Source organism: Roseovarius sp. MBR-78 (assembly GCF_040547535.1).
Taxonomy (GTDB): domain Bacteria; phylum Pseudomonadota; class Alphaproteobacteria; order Rhodobacterales; family Rhodobacteraceae; genus Roseovarius.
Genome location: NZ_JBEPPX010000011.1, coordinates 70,415 through 89,017 on the forward strand (window position 1 = coordinate 70,415; position 18,603 = coordinate 89,017).

21 protein-coding genes are annotated in these 18,603 nt (G+C 65.3%); 4 read left to right on the forward strand and 17 right to left on the reverse strand.

The genetic code is table 11. The features are described 5' to 3' along the window. Nucleotides 1-83 precede the first annotated feature (83 nt). The gene (locus ABIE58_RS10955) at nt 84-1,244 is read left to right on the forward strand and encodes a COG3904 family protein (protein ID WP_354544759.1); all 1,161 of its coding nucleotides are present in this window, start codon (nt 84-86) and stop codon (nt 1,242-1,244) included. Nucleotides 1,245-1,734: 490 nt separating this feature from the next. Here the strand turns inward: ABIE58_RS10955 and ABIE58_RS10960 are convergent, their stop codons facing one another. From ABIE58_RS10960 to ABIE58_RS10995, 8 genes are all read right to left on the reverse strand, one after another. Beyond that, nucleotides 1,735-1,863, reverse strand: coding sequence for a hypothetical protein (locus tag ABIE58_RS10960; RefSeq protein ID WP_354544760.1), 129 nt, complete (start codon nt 1,861-1,863; stop codon nt 1,735-1,737). Between the two features lie 28 nt (nt 1,864-1,891). Continuing rightward, nucleotides 1,892-2,143 (reverse strand): hypothetical protein, encoded by a 252-nt coding sequence (locus ABIE58_RS10965; RefSeq protein ID WP_354544761.1) that lies wholly within the window; start codon nt 2,141-2,143, stop codon nt 1,892-1,894. Beyond that, a complete protein-coding gene (locus ABIE58_RS10970) occupies nt 2,140-2,814 on the reverse strand; it encodes a YcbK family protein (protein WP_354544762.1) in 675 nt (224 codons plus the stop codon). Before ABIE58_RS10970 ends, ABIE58_RS10965 begins: the two co-directional genes overlap by 4 nt. A 76-nt stretch (nt 2,815-2,890) precedes the next feature. Beyond that, nucleotides 2,891-3,196, reverse strand: a complete 306-nt coding sequence (locus ABIE58_RS10975; protein ID WP_354544763.1) for a hypothetical protein — start codon at nt 3,194-3,196, stop codon at nt 2,891-2,893. A 60-nt stretch (nt 3,197-3,256) separates the two neighbouring features. Continuing rightward, nucleotides 3,257-4,375 carry a DUF2793 domain-containing protein gene (locus ABIE58_RS10980; protein ID WP_354544764.1) on the reverse strand — a complete coding sequence of 373 codons (1,119 nt, stop codon included), beginning with the start codon at nt 4,373-4,375 and terminating at the stop codon, nt 3,257-3,259. Nucleotides 4,376-4,386: 11 nt separating this feature from the next. Next, a complete protein-coding gene (locus ABIE58_RS10985) occupies nt 4,387-8,358 on the reverse strand; it encodes a baseplate multidomain protein megatron (protein WP_354544765.1) in 3,972 nt (1,323 codons plus the stop codon). Nucleotides 8,359-8,361: 3 nt separating this feature from the next. Then, the gene (locus ABIE58_RS10990) at nt 8,362-8,796 is read right to left on the reverse strand and encodes an NlpC/P60 family protein (protein ID WP_354544766.1); all 435 of its coding nucleotides are present in this window, start codon (nt 8,794-8,796) and stop codon (nt 8,362-8,364) included. Then, nucleotides 8,796-9,680, reverse strand: coding sequence for a phage/gene transfer agent baseplate hub protein (locus ABIE58_RS10995; RefSeq protein ID WP_354544767.1), 885 nt, complete (start codon nt 9,678-9,680; stop codon nt 8,796-8,798). Before ABIE58_RS10995 ends, ABIE58_RS10990 begins: the two co-directional genes overlap by 1 nt. A 73-nt stretch (nt 9,681-9,753) precedes the next feature. Here ABIE58_RS10995 and ABIE58_RS11000 point away from each other — a divergent pair, with 73 nt between their 5' ends. Further along, complete coding sequence (locus tag ABIE58_RS11000; protein WP_354544768.1) at nt 9,754-9,945, forward strand: hypothetical protein; 192 nt, start codon at nt 9,754-9,756, stop codon at nt 9,943-9,945. Between the two features lie 57 nt (nt 9,946-10,002). On the opposite strand, the gene ABIE58_RS11005 is transcribed toward ABIE58_RS11000, so the two are convergent. The 6 genes from ABIE58_RS11005 to ABIE58_RS11030 form a co-directional block, all read right to left on the reverse strand. Further along, entirely contained in the window at nt 10,003-10,629 is a 627-nt protein-coding gene (locus ABIE58_RS11005; protein ID WP_354544769.1) for a phage distal tail protein, Rcc01695 family, read from the reverse strand. Continuing rightward, the gene (locus ABIE58_RS11010) at nt 10,629-13,076 is read right to left on the reverse strand and encodes a phage tail tape measure C-terminal domain-containing protein (protein ID WP_354544770.1); all 2,448 of its coding nucleotides are present in this window, start codon (nt 13,074-13,076) and stop codon (nt 10,629-10,631) included. Before ABIE58_RS11010 ends, ABIE58_RS11005 begins: the two co-directional genes overlap by 1 nt. After that, nucleotides 13,069-13,230, reverse strand: coding sequence for a DUF7697 family protein (locus ABIE58_RS11015; protein ID WP_454283777.1), 162 nt, complete (start codon nt 13,228-13,230; stop codon nt 13,069-13,071). The genes ABIE58_RS11010 and ABIE58_RS11015 overlap by 8 nt, the downstream gene beginning before the upstream one ends. 68 nt (nt 13,231-13,298) lie before the next feature. Further along, nucleotides 13,299-13,736: a phage-derived protein YdaY family protein gene (locus ABIE58_RS11020; protein WP_354544771.1), complete on the reverse strand. Its 438-nt coding sequence runs from the start codon at nt 13,734-13,736 to the stop codon at nt 13,299-13,301. Further along, nucleotides 13,736-14,674: a phage tail tube protein gene (locus ABIE58_RS11025; RefSeq protein ID WP_354544772.1), complete on the reverse strand. Its 939-nt coding sequence runs from the start codon at nt 14,672-14,674 to the stop codon at nt 13,736-13,738. The genes ABIE58_RS11020 and ABIE58_RS11025 overlap by 1 nt, the downstream gene beginning before the upstream one ends. A 25-nt stretch (nt 14,675-14,699) precedes the next feature. Continuing rightward, nucleotides 14,700-15,122, reverse strand: a complete 423-nt coding sequence (locus ABIE58_RS11030) for an acyl-CoA transferase (protein WP_354544773.1) — start codon at nt 15,120-15,122, stop codon at nt 14,700-14,702. Nucleotides 15,123-15,249: 127 nt separating this feature from the next. On the opposite strand from ABIE58_RS11030, the gene ABIE58_RS11035 reads away from it, so the two are divergent. Then, a complete protein-coding gene (locus ABIE58_RS11035; protein WP_354544774.1) occupies nt 15,250-15,747 on the forward strand; it encodes a hypothetical protein in 498 nt (165 codons plus the stop codon). Continuing rightward, on the forward strand, nt 15,744-16,529 hold the full coding sequence (locus tag ABIE58_RS11040; RefSeq protein ID WP_354544775.1) for a DUF1828 domain-containing protein: 786 nt from the start codon (nt 15,744-15,746) through the stop codon (nt 16,527-16,529). The genes ABIE58_RS11035 and ABIE58_RS11040 overlap by 4 nt, the downstream gene beginning before the upstream one ends. A gap of 54 nt (nt 16,530-16,583) precedes the next feature. On the opposite strand, the gene ABIE58_RS11045 is transcribed toward ABIE58_RS11040, so the two are convergent. From ABIE58_RS11045 to ABIE58_RS11055, 3 genes are read right to left on the reverse strand one after another with little or no spacing between them, the layout of a single operon-like run. Then, nucleotides 16,584-17,213: a DUF6441 family protein gene (locus ABIE58_RS11045; protein WP_354544776.1), complete on the reverse strand. Its 630-nt coding sequence runs from the start codon at nt 17,211-17,213 to the stop codon at nt 16,584-16,586. Further along, nucleotides 17,210-17,524 (reverse strand): head-tail joining protein, encoded by a 315-nt coding sequence (locus ABIE58_RS11050; RefSeq protein WP_354544777.1) that lies wholly within the window; start codon nt 17,522-17,524, stop codon nt 17,210-17,212. Before ABIE58_RS11050 ends, ABIE58_RS11045 begins: the two co-directional genes overlap by 4 nt. 18 nt (nt 17,525-17,542) lie before the next feature. Next, nucleotides 17,543-18,565 (reverse strand): major capsid protein, encoded by a 1,023-nt coding sequence (locus ABIE58_RS11055; protein WP_354544778.1) that lies wholly within the window; start codon nt 18,563-18,565, stop codon nt 17,543-17,545. Between the last annotated feature and the right edge of the window lie 38 nt (nt 18,566-18,603).

Genomic DNA, 18,603 nt, shown 5'->3' on the forward strand with positions numbered 1-18,603 from the left:
GGCCAAGGATGACCCCGCTGCTTGGCCTGAAACACCCACAATTGTACGTCTGGGCGAGGCCAAGCGAGGTCCGGAGCGAAGAAATGCTTGACCGCACGGCCCCGTCCGGCGATCTATCCATCAAGTGGCAGGCCACGTGGGGAATGTCGGCTTCAATGGGTGCCATGATGATTAAATACAAAATGATTACGACTTTTTTAGCACTCACACTCGCGGCAAGTCCGGTGTCGGCAGTTGATTTACGGATTTTTCGGTCAAACGCGTCCTCAACTGTTGTAATGTCCGGAACCATCGAAACCGGCGATGCGGAAGTCTTCGAAGACTTCTGGAAGGAGAAGGCTTACGACGCGTTTAGTTTCGTTATTGCAATGGATAGCCCCGGTGGCTCTCTGAGGGATGCTATCAAGATCGGCAGATTCATTCGTGAGACTGGAGCAAAAACGGAGATACGCAGGTTCGCCCCGAGTACAGAAGATGAAATCGTGATAGACTGGCCACAGGAACTGCCCGGGGCTGTCTGTTACTCCGCTTGCGCCCTTGCTTTCATGGGTGGGTATAATCGTGAAATCCAAGAAACTGCGGAAATCGGTTTTCACCAGTTCTCAGGCGGTCAATATTCCGATAGCGAGGATGCACTAATCGCTGGGCAAGGCGGTTCAGCAATCCTTGCTAACTACCTTCGTGAAATGGGGGCCAAACCAGAACTTTTTGAGATGATGGCCCTCACCGAACCAAACGAAATGTATGTTCCGACCCCCTTTGAGTTAGTCTCATTAGGCGTCATTCCGAGCACCACCTTCCACGACTTCGAGCTACAGCCTAGAGGTGGTTTAATCGTGGCTACCGCAACGAACCCTCGAAATATCAGAAGCCTCCAGAGGGTCTACGAGATTGAAACAATGTGCTGGAAGGGTACTCCAATCATCAATTTCTATGCACAGAGCAAAGATGATGGATTGAGTTCGGGATATGCAAATCCTGCTACCACCCATATGAAAAGCTTTCAAATTGTAACAGATTTCGGAAGCGTCAAATATGGGAACGACCGGTTGAGGCTATATGAAGGTTCGCGCATTCTTGCGAGCCTGCTCCTTGAACCGCATGTAGCGAGAGCTGTGGGAAGCGGGAACGCAACAGTTACGATAGATAGCTATACTGCTTCCGGGATATTCATGGGAGGCGAGATTACGGCACAGAACGGCGGCGATCCAGCGATTATAGCAAGTTGGCGAGATTGCATCTGATAAACGCTCCGAAATAAGCCTTGGAGGCGGTTGAGAAAGCGTAGGGTGGCTATTCTTACTGACCATCCCCGTCATTCCCGCGAAACCGGGATTCCCCCTCCCTCTCCGTCGCCCCCACCCCACGAGGTCTTTCCTTCTTGGCATTTTTTGCATGAGATTATTCGGACCCCGAAACGTCCCCAGCGTCAGGGGCGAATTAGGGGTATGCAGTGCATCCGCCGTTGACATGAGGGCGGCGCGACGGGCGCGCAGGCAGGTCCTCGCCCTGTGCGTCGGTCGACCTTCAGCGTATGGTTATGATGCAGCCTCCGCACGAGGTGCACAATTGTGCCCATTTCAGCGCACGACAGCCTGTCGTGCACCGTGCCATCATCATTGCGCAGGAAATCTCTGCCGCTTTTTGAAACCGTAAACTCATAAACCGGGCCGGGCGTGACGCTGCGGTCGAGGCGTCTGGCGCTTTCCATGCGGCGCATGCCCAACCCGCCCGTTACTTGCACGCGCGCACCTGATCGCGCAGAACGGCATAATCGGCCAGCATGCCGGTCAGGACCGCCCCCTCCGGCAAACCATCGACTTCATCCGCCGCGCGTCCCAGATCGGCCTGACTATACTCCACCACCGGCGGGCAGACACTTGTCGGGCGATCAAAACCGCCCGTCGCGCAGGCGGTCAGCCAGAGCATCGCGATCAGCGGGACGGCGGCTGGCGGCGTCCAGCATCTGGCGTTGGATTTCATGGGCTTTCTCCGATGTTGAAAGGCGCTCGGCCAGCCGCCCGGCGCGTTCCCCGGCGCGGCGGAGGTTGAGCAGGAACAGGACGACTGTGAGGGTTGCCAGCATGAGGCCCAGCGCCTTGCGCGCCGGGCCGCTGACGAGGATGGTGGTCCAACCGATCATCTCTGGCCCCGTTTCCAGTCGTCGATCCGGGCATGGATGGCGACCGCGATGCCGAGCAGGGCCAGAGCGATGAAGACCCAACGCAGGGTGTCAAGATAGGGCACCAGCGGCAGGAGGGCGGATTGGGTTTCCGCGAGCACCTCCTGCATCACCTCCACCCCGGCGGCACCGACCGTGGCCACCCCGGCCGCGCCACTGCCTTTCAGAGTGCGGCTGTCCGCCAGCACCTCGCGGGCAGGGGCGACCTCCGGCACGAAGGGTGTCGCGCGGGGCGGGAAGGGTTCGCCCCAGCTGCGGGCGGGTCCAAGGTCGATATGCATGAAGCCCGAGCGCGGATAATAGCCGAACCCGAGGAACCCCACCGCCCGCGCCGCCGTTTCAAAAGCCACCGGATCATGGTTCGACATGGCGATATCAAACGCTGTGCCCTGCATGTGTTTGGAGGCGGGCGCGCCGCCGACGGCGCGGTTATGCGCCGGGCTGCGATAGGCCGAGCGGACAATCAGCGGCTTGCCGAGGCGGTTGCGCAGCGATTGCAGCTTGTCCATGGCCTCCGTGTTGATCCTGATCGCGCCCTCCCCGCGCGACGCGATCTCTGCGGGTGAAAAGCTGGGCCAGCGCCAGTCAGAGTCTGGCACGTCGCGGTAATGGGCATAGGTGGTGGTCGGCATAATGGGTCTCCAGACATGCAAAACCCGCCTGCAGACGGCGGGTCGGGTGGGGTGGCTTGGTGATGGGCGCGACCGGTCAGTCGGTGCGGCCGCGCTGGAAGGCTTCAAACATCAGATCCCGCATGGCGCGGATGTCGGTCTCGATCCGCTCCAGCCGGTCGGCATCGCCCTTGCGGTCCTCGGCGCGCTGGCGGTCCACGCGGTCGCGCTCGGCGGCTAGTTCGCGGTCGAGCCGTGCCAGCATCGCGTCATTGGTGAAGGCGCGGCGCGTGACAGCGGCGAGAAGTGCGATGAAACCGCCGATCAGCGCAGTGATGGCGGCGGTGAGGCCATTGTCGCGCAAGGCCGCACCAACCTCTTGCAGGGGCGTTCGTTCTGTCATGATGCTGTCCTTTGGTCGGGGGATTGGTGTTGGTGTGCAACAGTGGTCTGCCGGGGGGCCTCAGCCGACCTTGCAGCCCCAGAATGAGGTGTGATTGGCGGCGAAGAAGCCGTCCGCGACCCGGAAATTCCCCTGCAACTCGACGGTATCGCCTTGCTCAAGCGGCACCATGGTCTGCAGCCAGATCGCGGTGGCGAGCGAGACATGGGTGGCGGAGATCTCACCTAAGGAGCCGCGGATTTCGGTCGTGCCGTTCAGCACCAGTCGCCCGCGCATGCGGGCCGTGGTGCTGGCGTTGATCTTGTAGAGCAGCGTCGCGCCAAAGAGATAGGTGCCGGAAGTGGGGGCCACGAAGTGGTTGTTGGCGGCGTCGAATGCGCCCTGATCGTTATAGTCGGTGTTGTTGATGCCGATCTTCGTCCAGGTCCCGACGCCCACGTAATTGTCGAAGTTGGTCCAGGCCTTGAAGCGCGGCAGCCGGGGCTGATCGACGATGCCGGTGGTGTTGTCGACGCTCAGGCCATCGAAGAAGGTGTTGCCATCGGTTGAGACCGCGAGGCGAAACCTGTCCGAGCCGAAGAGGCCGACCAGTGCCTTGGTCACGAAGCCTGTCTGCAGCGTCAGGCCGAGATCATCGGCGCTGCTCTCCTTGTTCAGGGTATAGAACAGATCGCCGGTTCCGCCCTCGGCGACGGTTTTTGCCGTCCAGAGCGCGGCGTTCAGCTTGGCCGAGAACGGATTGGCGGGGTCGGCGGTGGTGCCGAGCCCCAGCAGTGCGAGGTTCTGCAGCGCGGCTGGCGTGCTCCCGACCCAGCCCGCGCCGTCAAAGACCAGCAGCAGGCGTTCTCCGGGCAAACTCTCCCCCGGAGAGTTTGCTGATCCGTCGAACTCCTCGACCCATGCCCGCCAGCCGGGCCGCGGGGGAAGCTGCATCCACGCCCCGTCGACCCAATAGGCGATGCTGTTGTCCCACCCCGCCCAGTCGCCCGTTGCGCCGGAGGCTACGAGGAATCGGTCGCCATCGTTCGGGTCAGGCGGCGGCGCGGTACGGGCCGCTCCGCGAACCGACAGCTGCACGAGCCCATCGAGCAGCCGCAGCGCCTCGTTATGAGTGACGTGCTTCTGGGCCTGCGATGCCAGGATGTAAGGCAGCAGGAGATGGGTTGTATTGTCGGACATGGGAATGGCCTTCAGAAACTGAGGGTGACGGATCGCCCAGCGCCCCGGCCGATCAGGGCCGAGAGCTGGAAGATGCGGATAGCGAGGGTGTCGCCGGGTCCGAGCAGCGCGCCCCAATCGGCAGTCTGTTGCGCTGCGGTGTAGAGGGCGCTGGTCGTGGCAACTTCTATGGTTCTCCTGACTGTTGCCCCGTCGAGGATTTCCACTTCATAGGCCTCGCTCTCTTCGGCGAGAGGCACATCGCCCGCGCCCCAGCTGTCGGCGGCCAGGGATCGCGACCGCCGCACCCAGCGGATCGTCAGATCGCCGGGGCTGCGGGCAAAGCGCCAGGGCTGCTCGACATGGGCAACCGAGAAGGGGCGCAGCCCGACGCCTTCGGGGGTGAACTCCACCGCGGTGTAGGTCTCGTCGCTCACGGGCTTAGAGGCCGGGCCGATGCGCCAGTTCCATGGCAGACCGAGATCAGCTTCGGAAACTGGCAGCGAGGTCAATGCCGTGTCCAGCACCACGACGCGCGCGCCCGTGGACACAACGCTGGCGATGACACCTTCGGTGCCGCGCTGGCCGCGCAGCAACCGGGTCAGGCGGTAACGCCCCGGCGCGACGAGTTCGGCCGTGCCCGCCTGGACAATCTCCCAGAGCCCCGGACTGGTCTCCACGGCCAGCGCATTGGCGCCGCCCAAGAGGGCGAGATCGGTGACGCTCTCGAGGGTGCCAGAATAGAGATCGACCAGCAGCGCATTGCCGAGATCGAAGCGCGCCACCGGCCCGGCATGGAAATCCGCCGACAGCACGCCCATGCGCGCCCGCGCGCCAAATGTGGTCAGCAGGGCAAAGCCATCCGTTGCCGCACTTCGGTAGACGGCGATCTCACCCGGCCACGGCCTGGCATGGGCCGCGACCAAGGGCCGGTGCGCAGGCTGGTCGTCGCGCAGCTGCGGCAGATCGAGCAGGAGGATCTCAGGCGCGCCGAAGACCGTTGGAGTTGCGAGCGTGGTCGGGCGTCGCTCTCCGGGTGGCAGATCATAGACCGCGCGGTCCTGACGCACGGCGTCAATGCTGCGCAGGTCGGAGTCGGCGATGGACACGAGGCGCATCTCGGTCAATCGGCCATCGTGATCGAGCAGGATCACGTCAGCCGGATCCAGCGCCAGACGCGACGGCGGCAGACGGAACGCCGCAGTTTCGCGGCCAACCCAGGCTTCCATCAGGGCGCGGCGGCAGCGGCGCTCGGCCTCTTCCGGCGGCACCGCTATCGGGAACGCCTCGGAGGCGATGCGCGCGGTGTCCACCGTGATGCGCCGGGCCTCGACCTGCGCCGCGTCATAATCCTCGTCGGCGCGGGCGATCTGCCACTTCAGGGCCTGGGGCAGTTCGGTTTCCTGCGCGCGGGTCAGTTCCATCACGTCGCCCGATCCTGACGATGGCGCGACCATGCTGTCGGGGGTGATGGTCACGCTGCCAATCCGGCCGCGCATCAGGAACCTGATGCGGCCTTCGCTTTCCACCGCATCGAACCCGAAATGCCGCGCCAGGATGCCGAGCGAGGCGCGCGGCGCTTCCAGTGCCGAAATCACATAGCCCTCGACCGCGCCCCATAACTCGGAGACGTCGATTTGTTCCTCGGGCAGCCCGGCACGCAGGCAGAGCTGGCGCACCAATGCCGCCAGCGACACAGCCCCCAGCCGCCCGGTGAGCCAGTGCCCGAGCCGCCAGTTCGGGCCATCGCTCCAGACATCGGTGAGTTCCGGAAAGAACGGATAGGGCCGGGCATCCCAGGTCCAGGCGGCGCATTCGGGGACATGCACCATGCGCGCGCCATAGGCGGAAGACACCGGATTGTTCCTGGCCTCACCCCACCAGAGATACATGGCCTCCAGATAGGCGCGCTGGATCGCATCATCCCGCCAGCCGCGGGAAAAGTGCGGCACCTGGCTTTCAGAGGACTTCGGGTCGAAGAACACATTCGGCTGGTTGGTGCCGCGATCAATCGCCGGGCAGCCCAGTTCGGTGAACCAGATCGGTTTTGATTGCGGCACCCATGCGGTGGGCGTGCCGCTCTCGATGCCACCTGGCCGGTCAAAATGCGCATTTTGCCACCAGGCGCGCAGATCCTTGAAGCGGAACACCCACGGCTTGTCCTCGCCGCCATCGGTAATAGGCGTTCTGATCTGCGCCGCGCGATCAGCCGGGCTGGCGTAGAACCAGTCGAACCCTTCGCCGCCCGTGATGTTGCTCTGCAGATAGGTCCGATCATAAATCGCGGGGGCAAGGGCTGCATCGGCATGCTCAAACCCGTCGCGCCAGTCCGAGAGCGGCATGTAGTTATCAATGCCGATGAAGGTGATGCTGGGATCCGCCCAGAGCGGATCGAGGTGGAAATAGACATCGCCCGATCCATCGCTGGGCTGATGCCCGAAGTATTCCGACCAGTCGGCGGCATAGCTGATTGCGGTGCCCACCCCGAGGATCGCGCGCACGTCTGCGGCAAGGGATTTGAACGCGGTGACGGCGGGATAGGTCTCGGCCCCGCTCCGGATCGTGGTCAGCCCGGGCATCTCCGAGCCGATCAGGAAAGCGTCGACCCCGCCCGCCACCGCGCAGAGATGCGCGTAATGCAGCACCATGCGTCGCAGGCCCCAGTCCTCCAAGGGTCCGGCCCAGCTCACAACATCCCCCGACAGGCTGAAACTGGCGGGCGTGGCCGCGCCAAAGAAGGCCGCGACCTGTGCCGCGGCGGCGCTGGTCTTATCGACGCTTCCCGCGACCGCCGCCGCAGGCGAAGCGGTGATCCGCCCCCGCCAGGGAAAAGCTGGCTGGCCCGTCATCGCTTCATTGTCGGAATACGGGTCGGGCAGGCTGTTGCCGGGGGGCACATCCATCAAGAGAAATGGGTAAAAGGTCACCCGCAGCCCGCGCGCCCGGATCTCCCGGATCGCCTGAACCACCGCAAAATCCGCCGGTGTGCCGCCAAAGACCGGGCGGTCGTCGCTGTCGCGGCTGACGAGGAGGGCGTTGGCGCGGCTGACGCCATTCACCGACCAGGCGACGGGCGAGGTGATCTTGACGGGCAGCTCGACGCCGGGCCGGATCCTGCACTGCCCGGCCCGCAGGTCATCGCCGAACCAGGCCACCACGAGGCTGACGCTCTCGATGCCCGGAACCGAGGCTTGCAGCCGGTCGAGCGCCACGACGATATCGGAGGTGTCGGAAATCGCGTTCATGTTCTCGGCGCGGGTCGCCCCACCCGGACCGGAGAGCCGCCGGACGGGCTGGGTGGCGTAGATGACCTCGCCCGAGGCCGGGATCATCGTCACGGCCTTCACCAGCCCTTCGGCGGTGTCGGGATCGGCCAGCGGGCGAAACACCTCGAAGGAGAGCTGCGGCAGGCGATTGCCAAAGGCGGAAAGCGCCAGTTCCTCGAAAACCACATAGGCGGTGCCGCGATAGGCAGGAGTATTGCCCGCTCCCATCCTGGCGGCAATAAACGGATCTGGCTCCTGCGCCTCATCGCCGGGATACCAGCGCCAGGTCACGCCCGAGAGATCCATCGGCTTGCCATCGGCCCAGATGCGCCCGATCCCGGTCACTTCGCCCTCCGAGAGGGCGACGGCGAAGGAGGCAAAGTAGAGAAACTCGGTCGTGGTGACCTTTGGCCCGCCGCCCTTGCCACCGCCCTGACGGCTGGTTTTGGTCTCCTCGCGGAAATCCGTGGCCCAGATGATGTTGCCACCGATGCGCATCCGGCCAAAGAGGCGCGGGATGACCGCCCCTTCGGTCGAGGAGGTGATGCGCAGACTGTCTAGGCGCTGGCCTTCGATGCGTTGCGCGGGAGCCAGCGACGAGACGATCCAGGTGTCGACCACCGACCCGATGGATGAGCCGACAAAACCGCCGATGGTGGCGGCGCTCACGCCAAGGAGGCTGCCGCCGATGCTGCCGCCAATGGCGGTGCCGACGGCGCCGAGGACAAGCGTTGCCACAAGTCAGCCCCCCTCGGGAAAGAGGAAGGCGAAGGCGATGCGCCGCCGCCAGCTTGGGGTGAACGGTTGCTCGATCACACCAAGGTGCTCACAGGCGTGGATGAAGCTTTGGGGTCCGGTCAGGATCCCGACATGTTTGGCGATGGCGCGCGGGGCCATGCGGAATAGCACCAGCGCGCCGGGCGGCGCGTCGGCGGACGTGATCTCCGGCATCATCGCGCGTGCACCGTCGGCCAGCACTTCATGCGGCCCGGTCTCGCCCCAGTCCCGGCTGTAGGGCGGGATCGGGAAGGGCTCGTCGCCCACCACCTCGCGCCAGACGCCGCGCGCGAGGCCAAGGCAATCACAGCCAACCCCGCAAAGGCTCGCCTGGTCGTGATAGGGCGTGCCGAGCCAGCGGCGGGCGGTGGCGATGACACGGGCGGGATCGGCGGTCATCACAGGACTTCTCCCTCATGGCTGCCATCTTGCGATGCATATCTGAGGACCGCGTCCTGCCCCGGGATATGTGGGAAGCCCCGGAAGTTGGGGGTGTTGGCGAACTTGCCCGTGCAGGTGGCGATGCGCTTGTCGCAGCCCGCGCGCGCGATGAAACTGTCACCCTCAGCAATGGCGCGCACTGGCGCTTCCAAAAGGGTCAGGGTGGCGCTACTGCCCGCCAGCCCGTGCGCCAGCACCTCGGTGATCCGCCCGGCATTCGCCCCGCTGGTCCATGTGAGGGTCCCGGCGGCAAACCACCCGGCCTCAAACCCTGCGAGCCCCGAGGCCCGGAAGGCGCGGTCGCGCAGCAGGTCGGTCACCACGCCTGTGCCCTTGTAGATCGCGTTTTCCAGATCGATGCCGCAGCGCGCATCGCCAAGTTCCGCATCGCACCCCGCCTGAAACGTCCGCCCGACGGTCTGCCCCAGCACATGCGCGAGGCTGCGGACCTCGGCCACGAAGGCGATCCGCCCGCGCCGGATTTGACCCACCGCACCGCGGCGCAGGAGCACACGCTGGCTGGTGTCGGCCCAGTTCACCCGCCACAGTTCCACCGCCGCATTGTCCCAGCGCCCGTCGAGAATGTCGCTCTCGGTGATCCGATCCGAGCTCAGCACGCCACTCGCGTCCTGCGCATCCACCGCCAGATCAGAGCCTGCGCGGATCTCCGAGGCGGCAAACCCGCTTTCGGGTTCAAATGCGGTGCCATCGAACACCAGCGCGCGATCATGATCGGTGAAGCCCAGCGCCACGCCATCGCTGCGCGAAATCCGCCAGCACCAGGCGAGCGTGGTGGTGCCATCGTCGAGATGGGCCTGCAGGTCTGGGGAGAGGGTCTTCATGGATAAACCTTGATATGTGTCGCAACGGCAGCCAACTAACTGGGGACCCGAGTTGCGTGAGAGGGCGGTGGTGATGACGCAGGATATTCCCGACGACCCAGATGACGACAGCGAGGCCGCGCCTGCGGTCCCACTTGAGGATGCCGATCTGACCATTGATGTGGTGAAGGTTGACGCATTTCTGGACGCCTTGAAGCAGGCCACGCCGCCGGAGGAGAACCGGGTTGTGCCGCTGATCCGCAAGCCCGGCCCCCGAACCCGCTAACGACGACCGCATCCGTGAGGGCGCAACTGCCATCTGTGCGTGGCCTGAGCCGTGCCCCTACCGCCGGATCTCGATGAGCGGAATGGAGGTGATCGACCCGAGCCGTTCAAGATCGAGGGTGACGTCGAGCGTGTCGGTGTCAAACCGCACCGGCACGTCGAACTCGTAGCCCGCCGTGATCGCTACGCCCGCGCCGGGAGCGGTGATGAAGGTGACGCTGCCGGTGGTGGGATCAGCGCTCCAGCCCGACATCTGCTCGACCCCGTTCAGGGCAAGGCGAACGCTCCCCACGACCGGTTTGGCAATGGCGCGGGTCCAGTTTTGGGCACCGGAGGCGTAGTGCTTCAGAAGGGCGAAGCTGGTGACGGCCCCATTGCCGGTGCCGATCAGCTGATCGGTTGGGGCGACCGGCTGCGACGGCAGGGCGGATTTATAATCCGCCCAGTCCTTGAAGCGAAACCCATGCAGGCGCCCGCCTCTCGCCTCAAAGAAGGCCACCACCGCCGCCAGATCGTCAGCGCGGCGGATGCCGTAGGCCACATCATAGCGGCGGCGCGAATTGGCCCAGCTGGCATTGCGTTCCTCGTCACCGCTCGCCAATTCCACCACCTGTGTGCGCCGCTCCGGCCCGCCGCGTGCCCCGCGGCTGATGTTGTCGGGAAAGCGCACCTCATGAAACGCCATCATATGCCCCTCTGGCCCAGCGACACCGCGCGGGCAATGTCGGCGGCGACCTGTGTTCTGGACTGCCGGAAGCTGTCGGCGTCACGCGCGTTGATGGTGACATTGACGGCAGGTGCTGCGGACTGTCCCTGGCCAAAGCCAGCCGCCTCTCGACGCGACAGCACCCGTTCGCCGCGTTGCAGGATCGCCGGAACCTCGTCCGGGCGCAGTCCGGCAAAGCCACCCGCGTGCATGCGCGGCGCATTGGCAAAGGCCAGCGCTGGCACCATGCGACCGGGGCCCGGCGATCCGACCACGCCGCCCGCGTGCAGGATGCTGGCGAACAACCCGCCCGCACCGCCCAGCGCGCCCGACAGGGCATTGGCGATCGGCCCGAGAATGAAGCGCCGCGCCGCCAGTTTGGCCAGATCGGCGATCATCGACGTGACCAGATCGCCGAAGTCGAGCTTGCCGGTCTTCACAAACTCGCCCACCGCATTCTCGGCGCTCTGGAAGGCCCCGACCAGTGTCTGACCTATGTCGCCGCCAATGTCGCGGGCCCTGGCGGCATAGTCGGCCAGCGTGGCGGTGACGGCGGTCCAGCCGGTCAGGGCGGTTTTTGCGCCTTCAGCGGTCGCGGTCCCCGCAGCGCGACCAGCCGCCCCGGCGCGACCTGCGGCACCGCCAGTGTCGTCAAGTTCCTCGCCCAGCGCGGCTGCTGCGGCGGCGGCCCCGGCCAGCGCGGCGTCGGCCTCCGCCCCGCTGCCGGTCATCGCGTCGCGCAGTGCCTGCAGACTGGCGAGCGGTCGCCCGGCGGCATCGGCCAGCACGCCCGCCGCCTCGCGAAACCCATCGGCGCGGGTGCGGGCATCCTCGGCCATCGCGCCGAGGCCAAGATCGGGGGGTTCCAGGAAGCTGCGCGACAGGGCGGCCGAAAAGGCATCGGCTGCCGCAGTGCCCGCCGCTTCGGCAGAGCCTTCAAACGGATTGCCGATCCGTGCGAGGCCCACCTGATCCAGCGTGCCGATCCGCACGCCGCCCTCGCCGGTGGCCCATTCCGGCAGCAGGGCAAGGGCCGCGTTCAAGCTTTCGATGAAGCGGTTGATGCGGGTGACGACGCCGTTCAGCATCGCCTCGACGCCGGAGATCAGCCCGTTCGCGGCCTGGAAGGCGAAGTCCCCGATGGCACCGGGCAGTCGCTCCCAGATCGCCACGGCGGCATCAAAGGCCCCCTGAAAGATCGCCGCCGTCCGGTCGCCGAAGCTCACCACGCCTGCGATGGTGCCCTCAAGTGCCGACAGGCCGGATGCCTTCAGCTCCTCCCAGCCCGCCGCCATGTTGGCAAGGGCTGCGTCGAGCGCCAGTCCCATGCGCGACCAGACCTCTTTGGCGAGATCCCCCAGCAGCCGGAACGCCCCGCCCACGCCGCCTGCGCCCGCGACCAGCCTTGTGAACTGGAACACCAGCTCGCCCGCACCCACAATCAGCGCGCCGATCCCGGTGCGGATCAGCGCTCCTCGCAGGACGACCAACCCGGTCGCCAGCCCGCGCACCGAGAGCGCCGCCGCTGCCAGTCCGGCCACCCAGCGCCCGGCCATGAGGGCGGCAAAGGTCGCGGCGATGGACGCCAGCCGTCCGATATTGTCAAAAAGCGCCTTGATCGCAGTCCCCAGTGGCCCGGTGGTGCGCGCGACAGCGGCCAGCGCATTGGCGACAGCCTCAAGCGCCGGGGCCGCCGCCACCGCCAGTTGGTTCGAGACCCCGCGCCAGATCAGCCCCAGCCGGGAGATCGCGTCATTGGTGCGCTGGATCTGGCTGGCGTCAGCCTCCGAGACCACCACCCCGAAATCCTGCACATCTGCCGTCGCTTGCCGCAAGGTGGCCGTGTCGATCCGGGTGAACACCAGTGCTGCCCGGTCGCCAAAGAGCTGCGAGGCGACAGCGGCGCGCTCGGCCTCTGGCACAAACTGGCCCAGCGCCTCCTGAATGGTGGCGATGCGTTGATCCAGCGGCAGGCGTTGCAGATCCTCGGCCGAGAGCCGCAGGCGGCGCAGGGCGTCCACGGCGGGGCCGGTCCCGGCAGCGGCCTGGCTCAGCCGCCGTGTCAGCTGCACGGTGGCCTGTTCGACCTGACCCATCGACACACCCGCCAGATCGCCCGCGCGCTCCAGCACCTGAATGCTGGCCACGGTCGTGCCGAGCGAGGCCGCGAGCTTGGCCTGCGCGTCCACCGTCTGCAGCCCCGAGCGGATCATCGCGGCCCCGGCGGCGGCGAGCGCGGCCGTGACGGCGGCGGCGGCCAGCGTGGCGCGGCGGGCAAAGGCGGCAACGCGGGCATTGGCCAGATCCATCTCGCGGCTGAGACGGCCAAAGCCGCGCGCGCCAGCCGCGCCCACGCCCTCGAGCTCTGCACGCACCTGGCGGCCGCCTTCCGCCACGAGGCGGACGGACACGCGTTTCTCAGCCATCGCGGCTTCCTTCCATCTCTTCGTTGAGTTTGCGCACCATCACCGCCTCGATCTCGGGCAGCAGTTCGGCGGCGATCAGGGGGGCGATGCCCAGCGCCTGCGCCATCGCGAGGGCCGCGCCCATGTCCCAGCCCAAGACCGCGCCGGGGATCACGCGCAACTGCCCGCCAAGGCGGCCGACCAGATCCCAGACCTGCCAGCCTTCCTTCGTCTTGGGTCGGCTCAGTCTTGCGGGGCAGTCGGGGCAGGGGCCGGAACAGGCTGCGCAGTATCGGTCGCCCCCGCCGAAGGACCAGTCGGCGAGGGCGCGGAGGCGTTTTTTTCCGCGTCCAGAATGAGACCCCGCGCGACATAAGAGGTCTGGAACGCCTCAAAGACCGGCCAGATTTCCAGCAGGGCATCAATGCCCTCGGGCGTGACCAGCACTGGATTGCCTTCGTCATCGCCCACGCCCTCCCAATCCAGCACGGCGCGGCGGGCGATGGCCTTGGCCATGGCGAGCGCCAGGTCTTCCTGACTGGCATCCTGGGGCAGGGCCTCGACGGCAGCATCGGCGCGGGCCGAGACCATCACGGCGGTGGTCAGAGGGGCGACCTGCAGGCGCAGGCCGGGGGCGAGGTCCAGCCATTCGGGGCCGGCGGTCAGGTTCAGGCGGATCATCAATAGGCCTCCAGATCGTTGATCAGGGTTGCGGTGCACATTCGGCCCACCACGGTGTCGCGCGCCGCTTGCCAGTCGAAGGTGGCCTGCACGCCCTGCGGTCCGGAAATCTCGATCCGGGGTCGCGGCAAATAGACGGCGTGCACGGTGAAGGTGAAGCTTTCGCCCGAGGGGAGGACATAGGCGAAGCTGATCTCGGCGGGATTGCCGTTGATGGCCTGGCTCACCAGCGTGCTGTCGGCAAAGCGGACCTCGATGCGCCCCGTGAGGGCTGCGATGCTTGGGTCGGCCCCGTCGATCCTGCCGTCGCTGCGGATGGTCTCGATCCGGTCGAGGTTGTTGGCGTAGGTGATCTCGGCCGAGACCACGTTGCCCAGCGCCGTGCCGTTGCGGCTGATTGCGCCGTTGAAGTGGCCAAACCGTTTCAGCGCCAGATCGGCAGGCGTGCCTGCGGCGGATGTGGTGGCAATCGCCTCACCCTGCGCCACTAGCCGCGCGGTGGCCGTCAACAGCCCCGCGCGCTGCACCTGCCAGCTCAGCTGATCCAGCACGCAGCCGGAATACATCGCATAGCGCGGCACCTCCGGCATGCCGGTCTCGATCGACATCGAGGGCAGCGTCCAACTGCCCGACCGAAATTCGTGGGTGTAGGGCCCAATGCCAGTGCTGGTCGGATCGCCAAACGCCGCCTTGAGCCAGAACCCGAAGCCCGCGGCATCGATCGGCACCACCACATCGCCATCCGCCGTCACCGCGTCCTTGATCGGGGCCAGAGGATCGCGGCCATAGCCCAGCAGTTCTGAGTTCAGGAGCGGCTGTTCCGATCCCAGCGAGGTGCTGGCAAAGGGCATCTTCGTGAAACCGCCTACGGGGGGCGTTCCATAGGTCGTCTCGAACGCGAGCGCCATCTGCGCCCGCGCGCCTTGCGCACGTGCCATGGGGGTCTCCTCAATGTTGGGGGTGTCAGGCCAGAGGGCCGGTGGTGGAATAGTGCAAGATGACGGTGATCACCGCCGCTTTCAGCGCCGCCGCGCCCTCGATGGGCAGATCGACCGACGCCGGCGCTTCGGGTTCGACCCAATCGCAGAGGCCGCCGAGGGTGCGGTCGGCCTCCAACGCCGAGCCTATACTGGCGATCAGGGTGTCGAAGGCGCTGGCCCGACCGGTGCCCGCCTGGACGACGACCTCCAACTCGGCGTGGTGCTGATAATGGTAGCGCAGGGGCGACAGCGTCACCTCCGGCTCACCCGGCTGGCCGTCCCGCAGGATGATCAGACCGGCTGCTGGGATCCGTTCGGGCAGCACGTCATCGCGCAGAACAAGGGCTGCAAGCGGCTGCAGCCGCGCATGCAGCGCGGCGAGGACGGTTTCGCGGCTGGTGGGCATCCTATTCGTTCCTGTGCTTGCAACTCTGGAAAACCTCAATAGCGATGCCCACAAAGTCTCCTTCGGGATTCGTTCGCGTTTTGCGAAGTCTGTGCTATTTTTGGCAAAAAGGTGATTTGGAGCAGTTATGGCAAAGGGCGCAGCGTGGGTCCGGTCCGCAGGTAAAGATCAGGTTAGCACCGGAAATTGGACAACTGGCAAGAAGATGCCAAAGACCGCGTTTCCCCTTCGCAGCAACCACTCCTATCGTTTGGCGGGAACTTGGACTTGGCGTCTGATTTCGTTTGCGGTGAGCGGTGAGCAATACCGCGTTTTGCTTGCCCACAAGGCGGAGAAGCAGGAGTTCATGGCAATGCTTGGTCACTTGGTGGACCGTGACATGACCGTACTATGTCGGATCGAGCACCATGGATCGCATCCAGGTTGGCATGTTCACTACCAGCCGTATGAGACGAAACAAAGCGGCGTCGTCATCGGTGCTGATGCCCGGAAGCGGCCTTGCGGAGGAGATAGCCGGTTCGGCACCGATGTGATATCGGGCTTCGATGACTGGGCGATTTCTGTCGCTCACAGCCTTTTCAACCTGCCGCATGCACGCGGCGATAGCGACGAGCCCTTACTGTGAAGCAGGAACTCTGCAAAGCCTTTTGTGACAGTGTCAGCGTGACGGAGCTTCCTTGTGGCTTCGGCATCAGCACGACACTGTTTGAAATCGAAGGCGATCCAGCGGGTCTGTATGCGATCGGCCCCGACAGCACCGGCCACTGGAAACTGGAAGATGCCGGGCGGTTGCTGCCGTCACTGATCGCATCCGGCTACGATCTTGCGTCAGATCAAAGGAGGAAGGCGCTCGCGTCGATCCTCGAAACTGCTGATGCTGCATTCGATGAAGATGGACTGGAAATTTCGACAGGTCCAATCTCGAAATCCGACATTCCTGCGCACGCGATCCGTCTCATTGTGGCCCTCGTGAGGGTTTCTGATCTGGTACAGATGACGGCAGATCGCGTTCGCAGCACGTTCAAGGAAGACGTGCGGACAGCGCTTTCATCGTCATTGCCTTCAGACGTCGAAATACTGGAGAACGCTCCAGCAGATGAGCAAAGCGCAGATTTGCGCGCTGATCTGGTCCTGCGGCAAGCTGGCCGCGCCCCGGTGGCTCTGTATCTTGCGCAGAATGACCTATCGCTAGTTGAGGCTATGCTTCTTCGGTCCGAAACTCAGGGCGCCGGTGAAACCCGGCCGTTGGTTGCGGCGCTGCTGGAGCGTGAAAATGCTGTTTCCAAGCATACACGGACCCGAGCCATGAATAGGCTGGACTCAGTCGGCGTTTATGAAGGTGACGAAAGGCAGGCCGTCGCCAAAGTCGTCCAGTTTGTTTCGAGCGCCCCTAGGGTTGCAGCCTAAGGTGTTGGAATATTTACCTGATACAGTTCGCCCCTCTTGAGTCCATTGTTCAGGCTAGGTCTTGCCCTCAACCCACTTCGCCACGATCAGCCCCGGCACCCCGTCCACAGCGCGCTCCGCATCCCGCGCCAGATCCAGTCGCTTGCGCAGCTTGACCTGCGGCACCAGCAGGAAGATCGGCACGGTGGTCAACCCGCGCCCCGTCTTCGAGCGCGACGCCACCGCGCGACCCTTGGTGTTCAGCCGCCCTTCCGCCACCAGCAAGCTCGGCCCGCGACGACGAAAGACAAAGCGCAGCCGCAACCCGGTGCGGCGCTCCCATTCACCGGGTGTGATGCGGCCGCCTTTGCTGCTCTTGCCTGCAGCCGGAGTGGGGATCGCCAGCCAGAACCCGTCCTTGGACCGGATCAGTGGCCCGGTGTCATGCGCGCCGATGATGACCGGGGCCTTGGACCAGACCAGCGCCGCCGCGTTCAGGCTCTCGCCTGCCTTCGGGAAGGTCTGGCTCCGGATCGAGTTCGCCAGCCGCCTCCCCAGCCCCGCGCCGGTGATCTGGCCGCGCCAAGCGGTTTTCAGCCCGGTTCCGGCCTCGCGCATGGCGGCGGTGACGGCCTTCTCACCCGCCTTTACCTCTGCGGCCATGGCGGCGACGAGGTCCGGCGTGATGTCGAGTTTCAGTTTCATGATGGCCGCAGGTCCAGCGACCAGATCAGGCGTTCGCGGTCGCGGATTGGCTCGCCCTGGATAGTGAAGCTGTCGGTCCCGATCACGATCAGATCGCCGGGGCGGGGATCGGGCAGGTCGGACACGCGGGCGTCCACCATCATCGTGTCGCTGACAAAGCGCCCAGCGCCGAACTCGGTGATGCGATCGGGGGCGCGGCGGATGACGCGGATCGGGCGTTCCTCCGAGGTGGTGGCCGAGATCCACAGCGCCGCCACCGCCATGGACGGGTTGGCATAGATCCGGTCCATGGCGGTGGCGAAGACGGTCATGATGATTTCCGCCGCTGATCAGTTCGAGCTGTGAATGCGGATCGCGATGCGCGGCCGCTTGTTCACCGGCAGGATCGAGGCCTCTGTCATCAGGTCGATCCAGCGGCCTTTCTCGTCGAGGTGCTGACGGGCGTAGAGCGGCAGGCCGAGGGTATTGGCCGCTTCCAGCAGGTTCGCGGGGCCGCCATAGGTGGTGAACGTGTCCATGGTGCCAAGCGGAAAGGCGATGCCCTCGCTGGCCGGGATCAGGCGTTCGGTGGCCTTGGTCGAGAGAGTGACCGTGCCCGCATACTCCTCGAACACGATGCCTGCGAAGGGGAAGTTGCGCCGCACGTCCTGGCGCAAGGGCTGCGCGCCAGTGGCGGCGTAGAACTTGTAGGCCTCCTCGGTCTTGGGATGCGCGATCAGCTTGTCGAAGAATTCCCGGCTGACGAGGGCATGCACATCCGTCATGCTTTCGCCCAGCAGGTTGTCCTCCATGGCGCGCAGCACCTCGCGGACCTTGCCCTGCACGTTGGTGCCAGCGGTGCCCAGCACGAAGTCGACCGAGATCTGTGCGAGGCCAAATTCGGTGAAGTAATTGTAGAGGGTGGTCCCGGCCCCATCCTTCACGATGCCGCGCAGGGCGTTCATCTCCATGTATTCTCGGGTCTGGGCGTGCTTGCGGCGCATCAGCTGCAGCTTGCGGTTCATCACTTCGACCAGCGGGTCGGCACCATCGAAGACGCCCAGCGCGGGCTGGCCCTGAATGTCGCCCGGAAGGATGACGTCATCATGCGGGATCCACGGCAGGGCGAAACTGCGCATCGAGCGCCCCTCGCGCGTGCCGACGGTCGCCGGGCCCCCGAGCGGGACGGAGGGCAGCAGGTTCAGCACGCCCTCGTATTGCTCGATGATCACCGATCGTTGGGTGACGCCCTCAAAACGGAAGAGGCCGATCTGGCCGAGGCGGGTGTAGAGGTTGGGCAGGATGTTGATGGCCTGCGTCATCTCGGCCAGCGAATAGCCGCCAGCGTCAAAGGGATTGCGAACGAGGGTCATGGGGTACTCCGGGGGAAGGGGGGAAAGGGTGGCGAGCC

What these genes read in the sequence shown, in the direction of transcription:
- ABIE58_RS11050 (WP_354544777.1), bottom strand. Translation starts at nt 17,524, where the DNA reads ATGACCGTCTTCGCCACCGCCATGGACCGGATCTATGCCAACCCGTCC.
- ABIE58_RS11010 (WP_354544770.1), bottom strand. Translation starts at nt 13,076, where the DNA reads ATGGCTGAGAAACGCGTGTCCGTCCGCCTCGTGGCGGAAGGCGGCCGC.
- ABIE58_RS11055 (WP_354544778.1), bottom strand. Translation starts at nt 18,565, where the DNA reads ATGACCCTCGTTCGCAATCCCTTTGACGCTGGCGGCTATTCGCTGGCC.
- ABIE58_RS10975 (WP_354544763.1), bottom strand. Translation starts at nt 3,196, where the DNA reads ATGACAGAACGAACGCCCCTGCAAGAGGTTGGTGCGGCCTTGCGCGAC.
- ABIE58_RS10980 (WP_354544764.1), bottom strand. Translation starts at nt 4,375, where the DNA reads ATGTCCGACAATACAACCCATCTCCTGCTGCCTTACATCCTGGCATCG.
- ABIE58_RS10995 (WP_354544767.1), bottom strand. Translation starts at nt 9,680, where the DNA reads ATGAAGACCCTCTCCCCAGACCTGCAGGCCCATCTCGACGATGGCACC.
- ABIE58_RS11025 (WP_354544772.1), bottom strand. Translation starts at nt 14,674, where the DNA reads ATGGCACGTGCGCAAGGCGCGCGGGCGCAGATGGCGCTCGCGTTCGAG.
- ABIE58_RS10965 (WP_354544761.1), bottom strand. Translation starts at nt 2,143, where the DNA reads ATGATCGGTTGGACCACCATCCTCGTCAGCGGCCCGGCGCGCAAGGCG.
- ABIE58_RS11030 (WP_354544773.1), bottom strand. Translation starts at nt 15,122, where the DNA reads ATGCCCACCAGCCGCGAAACCGTCCTCGCCGCGCTGCATGCGCGGCTG.
- ABIE58_RS11000 (WP_354544768.1), top strand. Translation starts at nt 9,754, where the DNA reads ATGACGCAGGATATTCCCGACGACCCAGATGACGACAGCGAGGCCGCG.
- ABIE58_RS11020 (WP_354544771.1), bottom strand. Translation starts at nt 13,736, where the DNA reads ATGATCCGCCTGAACCTGACCGCCGGCCCCGAATGGCTGGACCTCGCC.
- ABIE58_RS11035 (WP_354544774.1), top strand. Translation starts at nt 15,250, where the DNA reads ATGGCAAAGGGCGCAGCGTGGGTCCGGTCCGCAGGTAAAGATCAGGTT.
- ABIE58_RS10955 (WP_354544759.1), top strand. Translation starts at nt 84, where the DNA reads ATGCTTGACCGCACGGCCCCGTCCGGCGATCTATCCATCAAGTGGCAG.
- ABIE58_RS11045 (WP_354544776.1), bottom strand. Translation starts at nt 17,213, where the DNA reads ATGAAACTGAAACTCGACATCACGCCGGACCTCGTCGCCGCCATGGCC.
- ABIE58_RS10990 (WP_354544766.1), bottom strand. Translation starts at nt 8,796, where the DNA reads ATGACCGCCGATCCCGCCCGTGTCATCGCCACCGCCCGCCGCTGGCTC.
- ABIE58_RS10970 (WP_354544762.1), bottom strand. Translation starts at nt 2,814, where the DNA reads ATGCCGACCACCACCTATGCCCATTACCGCGACGTGCCAGACTCTGAC.
- ABIE58_RS11005 (WP_354544769.1), bottom strand. Translation starts at nt 10,629, where the DNA reads ATGGCGTTTCATGAGGTGCGCTTTCCCGACAACATCAGCCGCGGGGCA.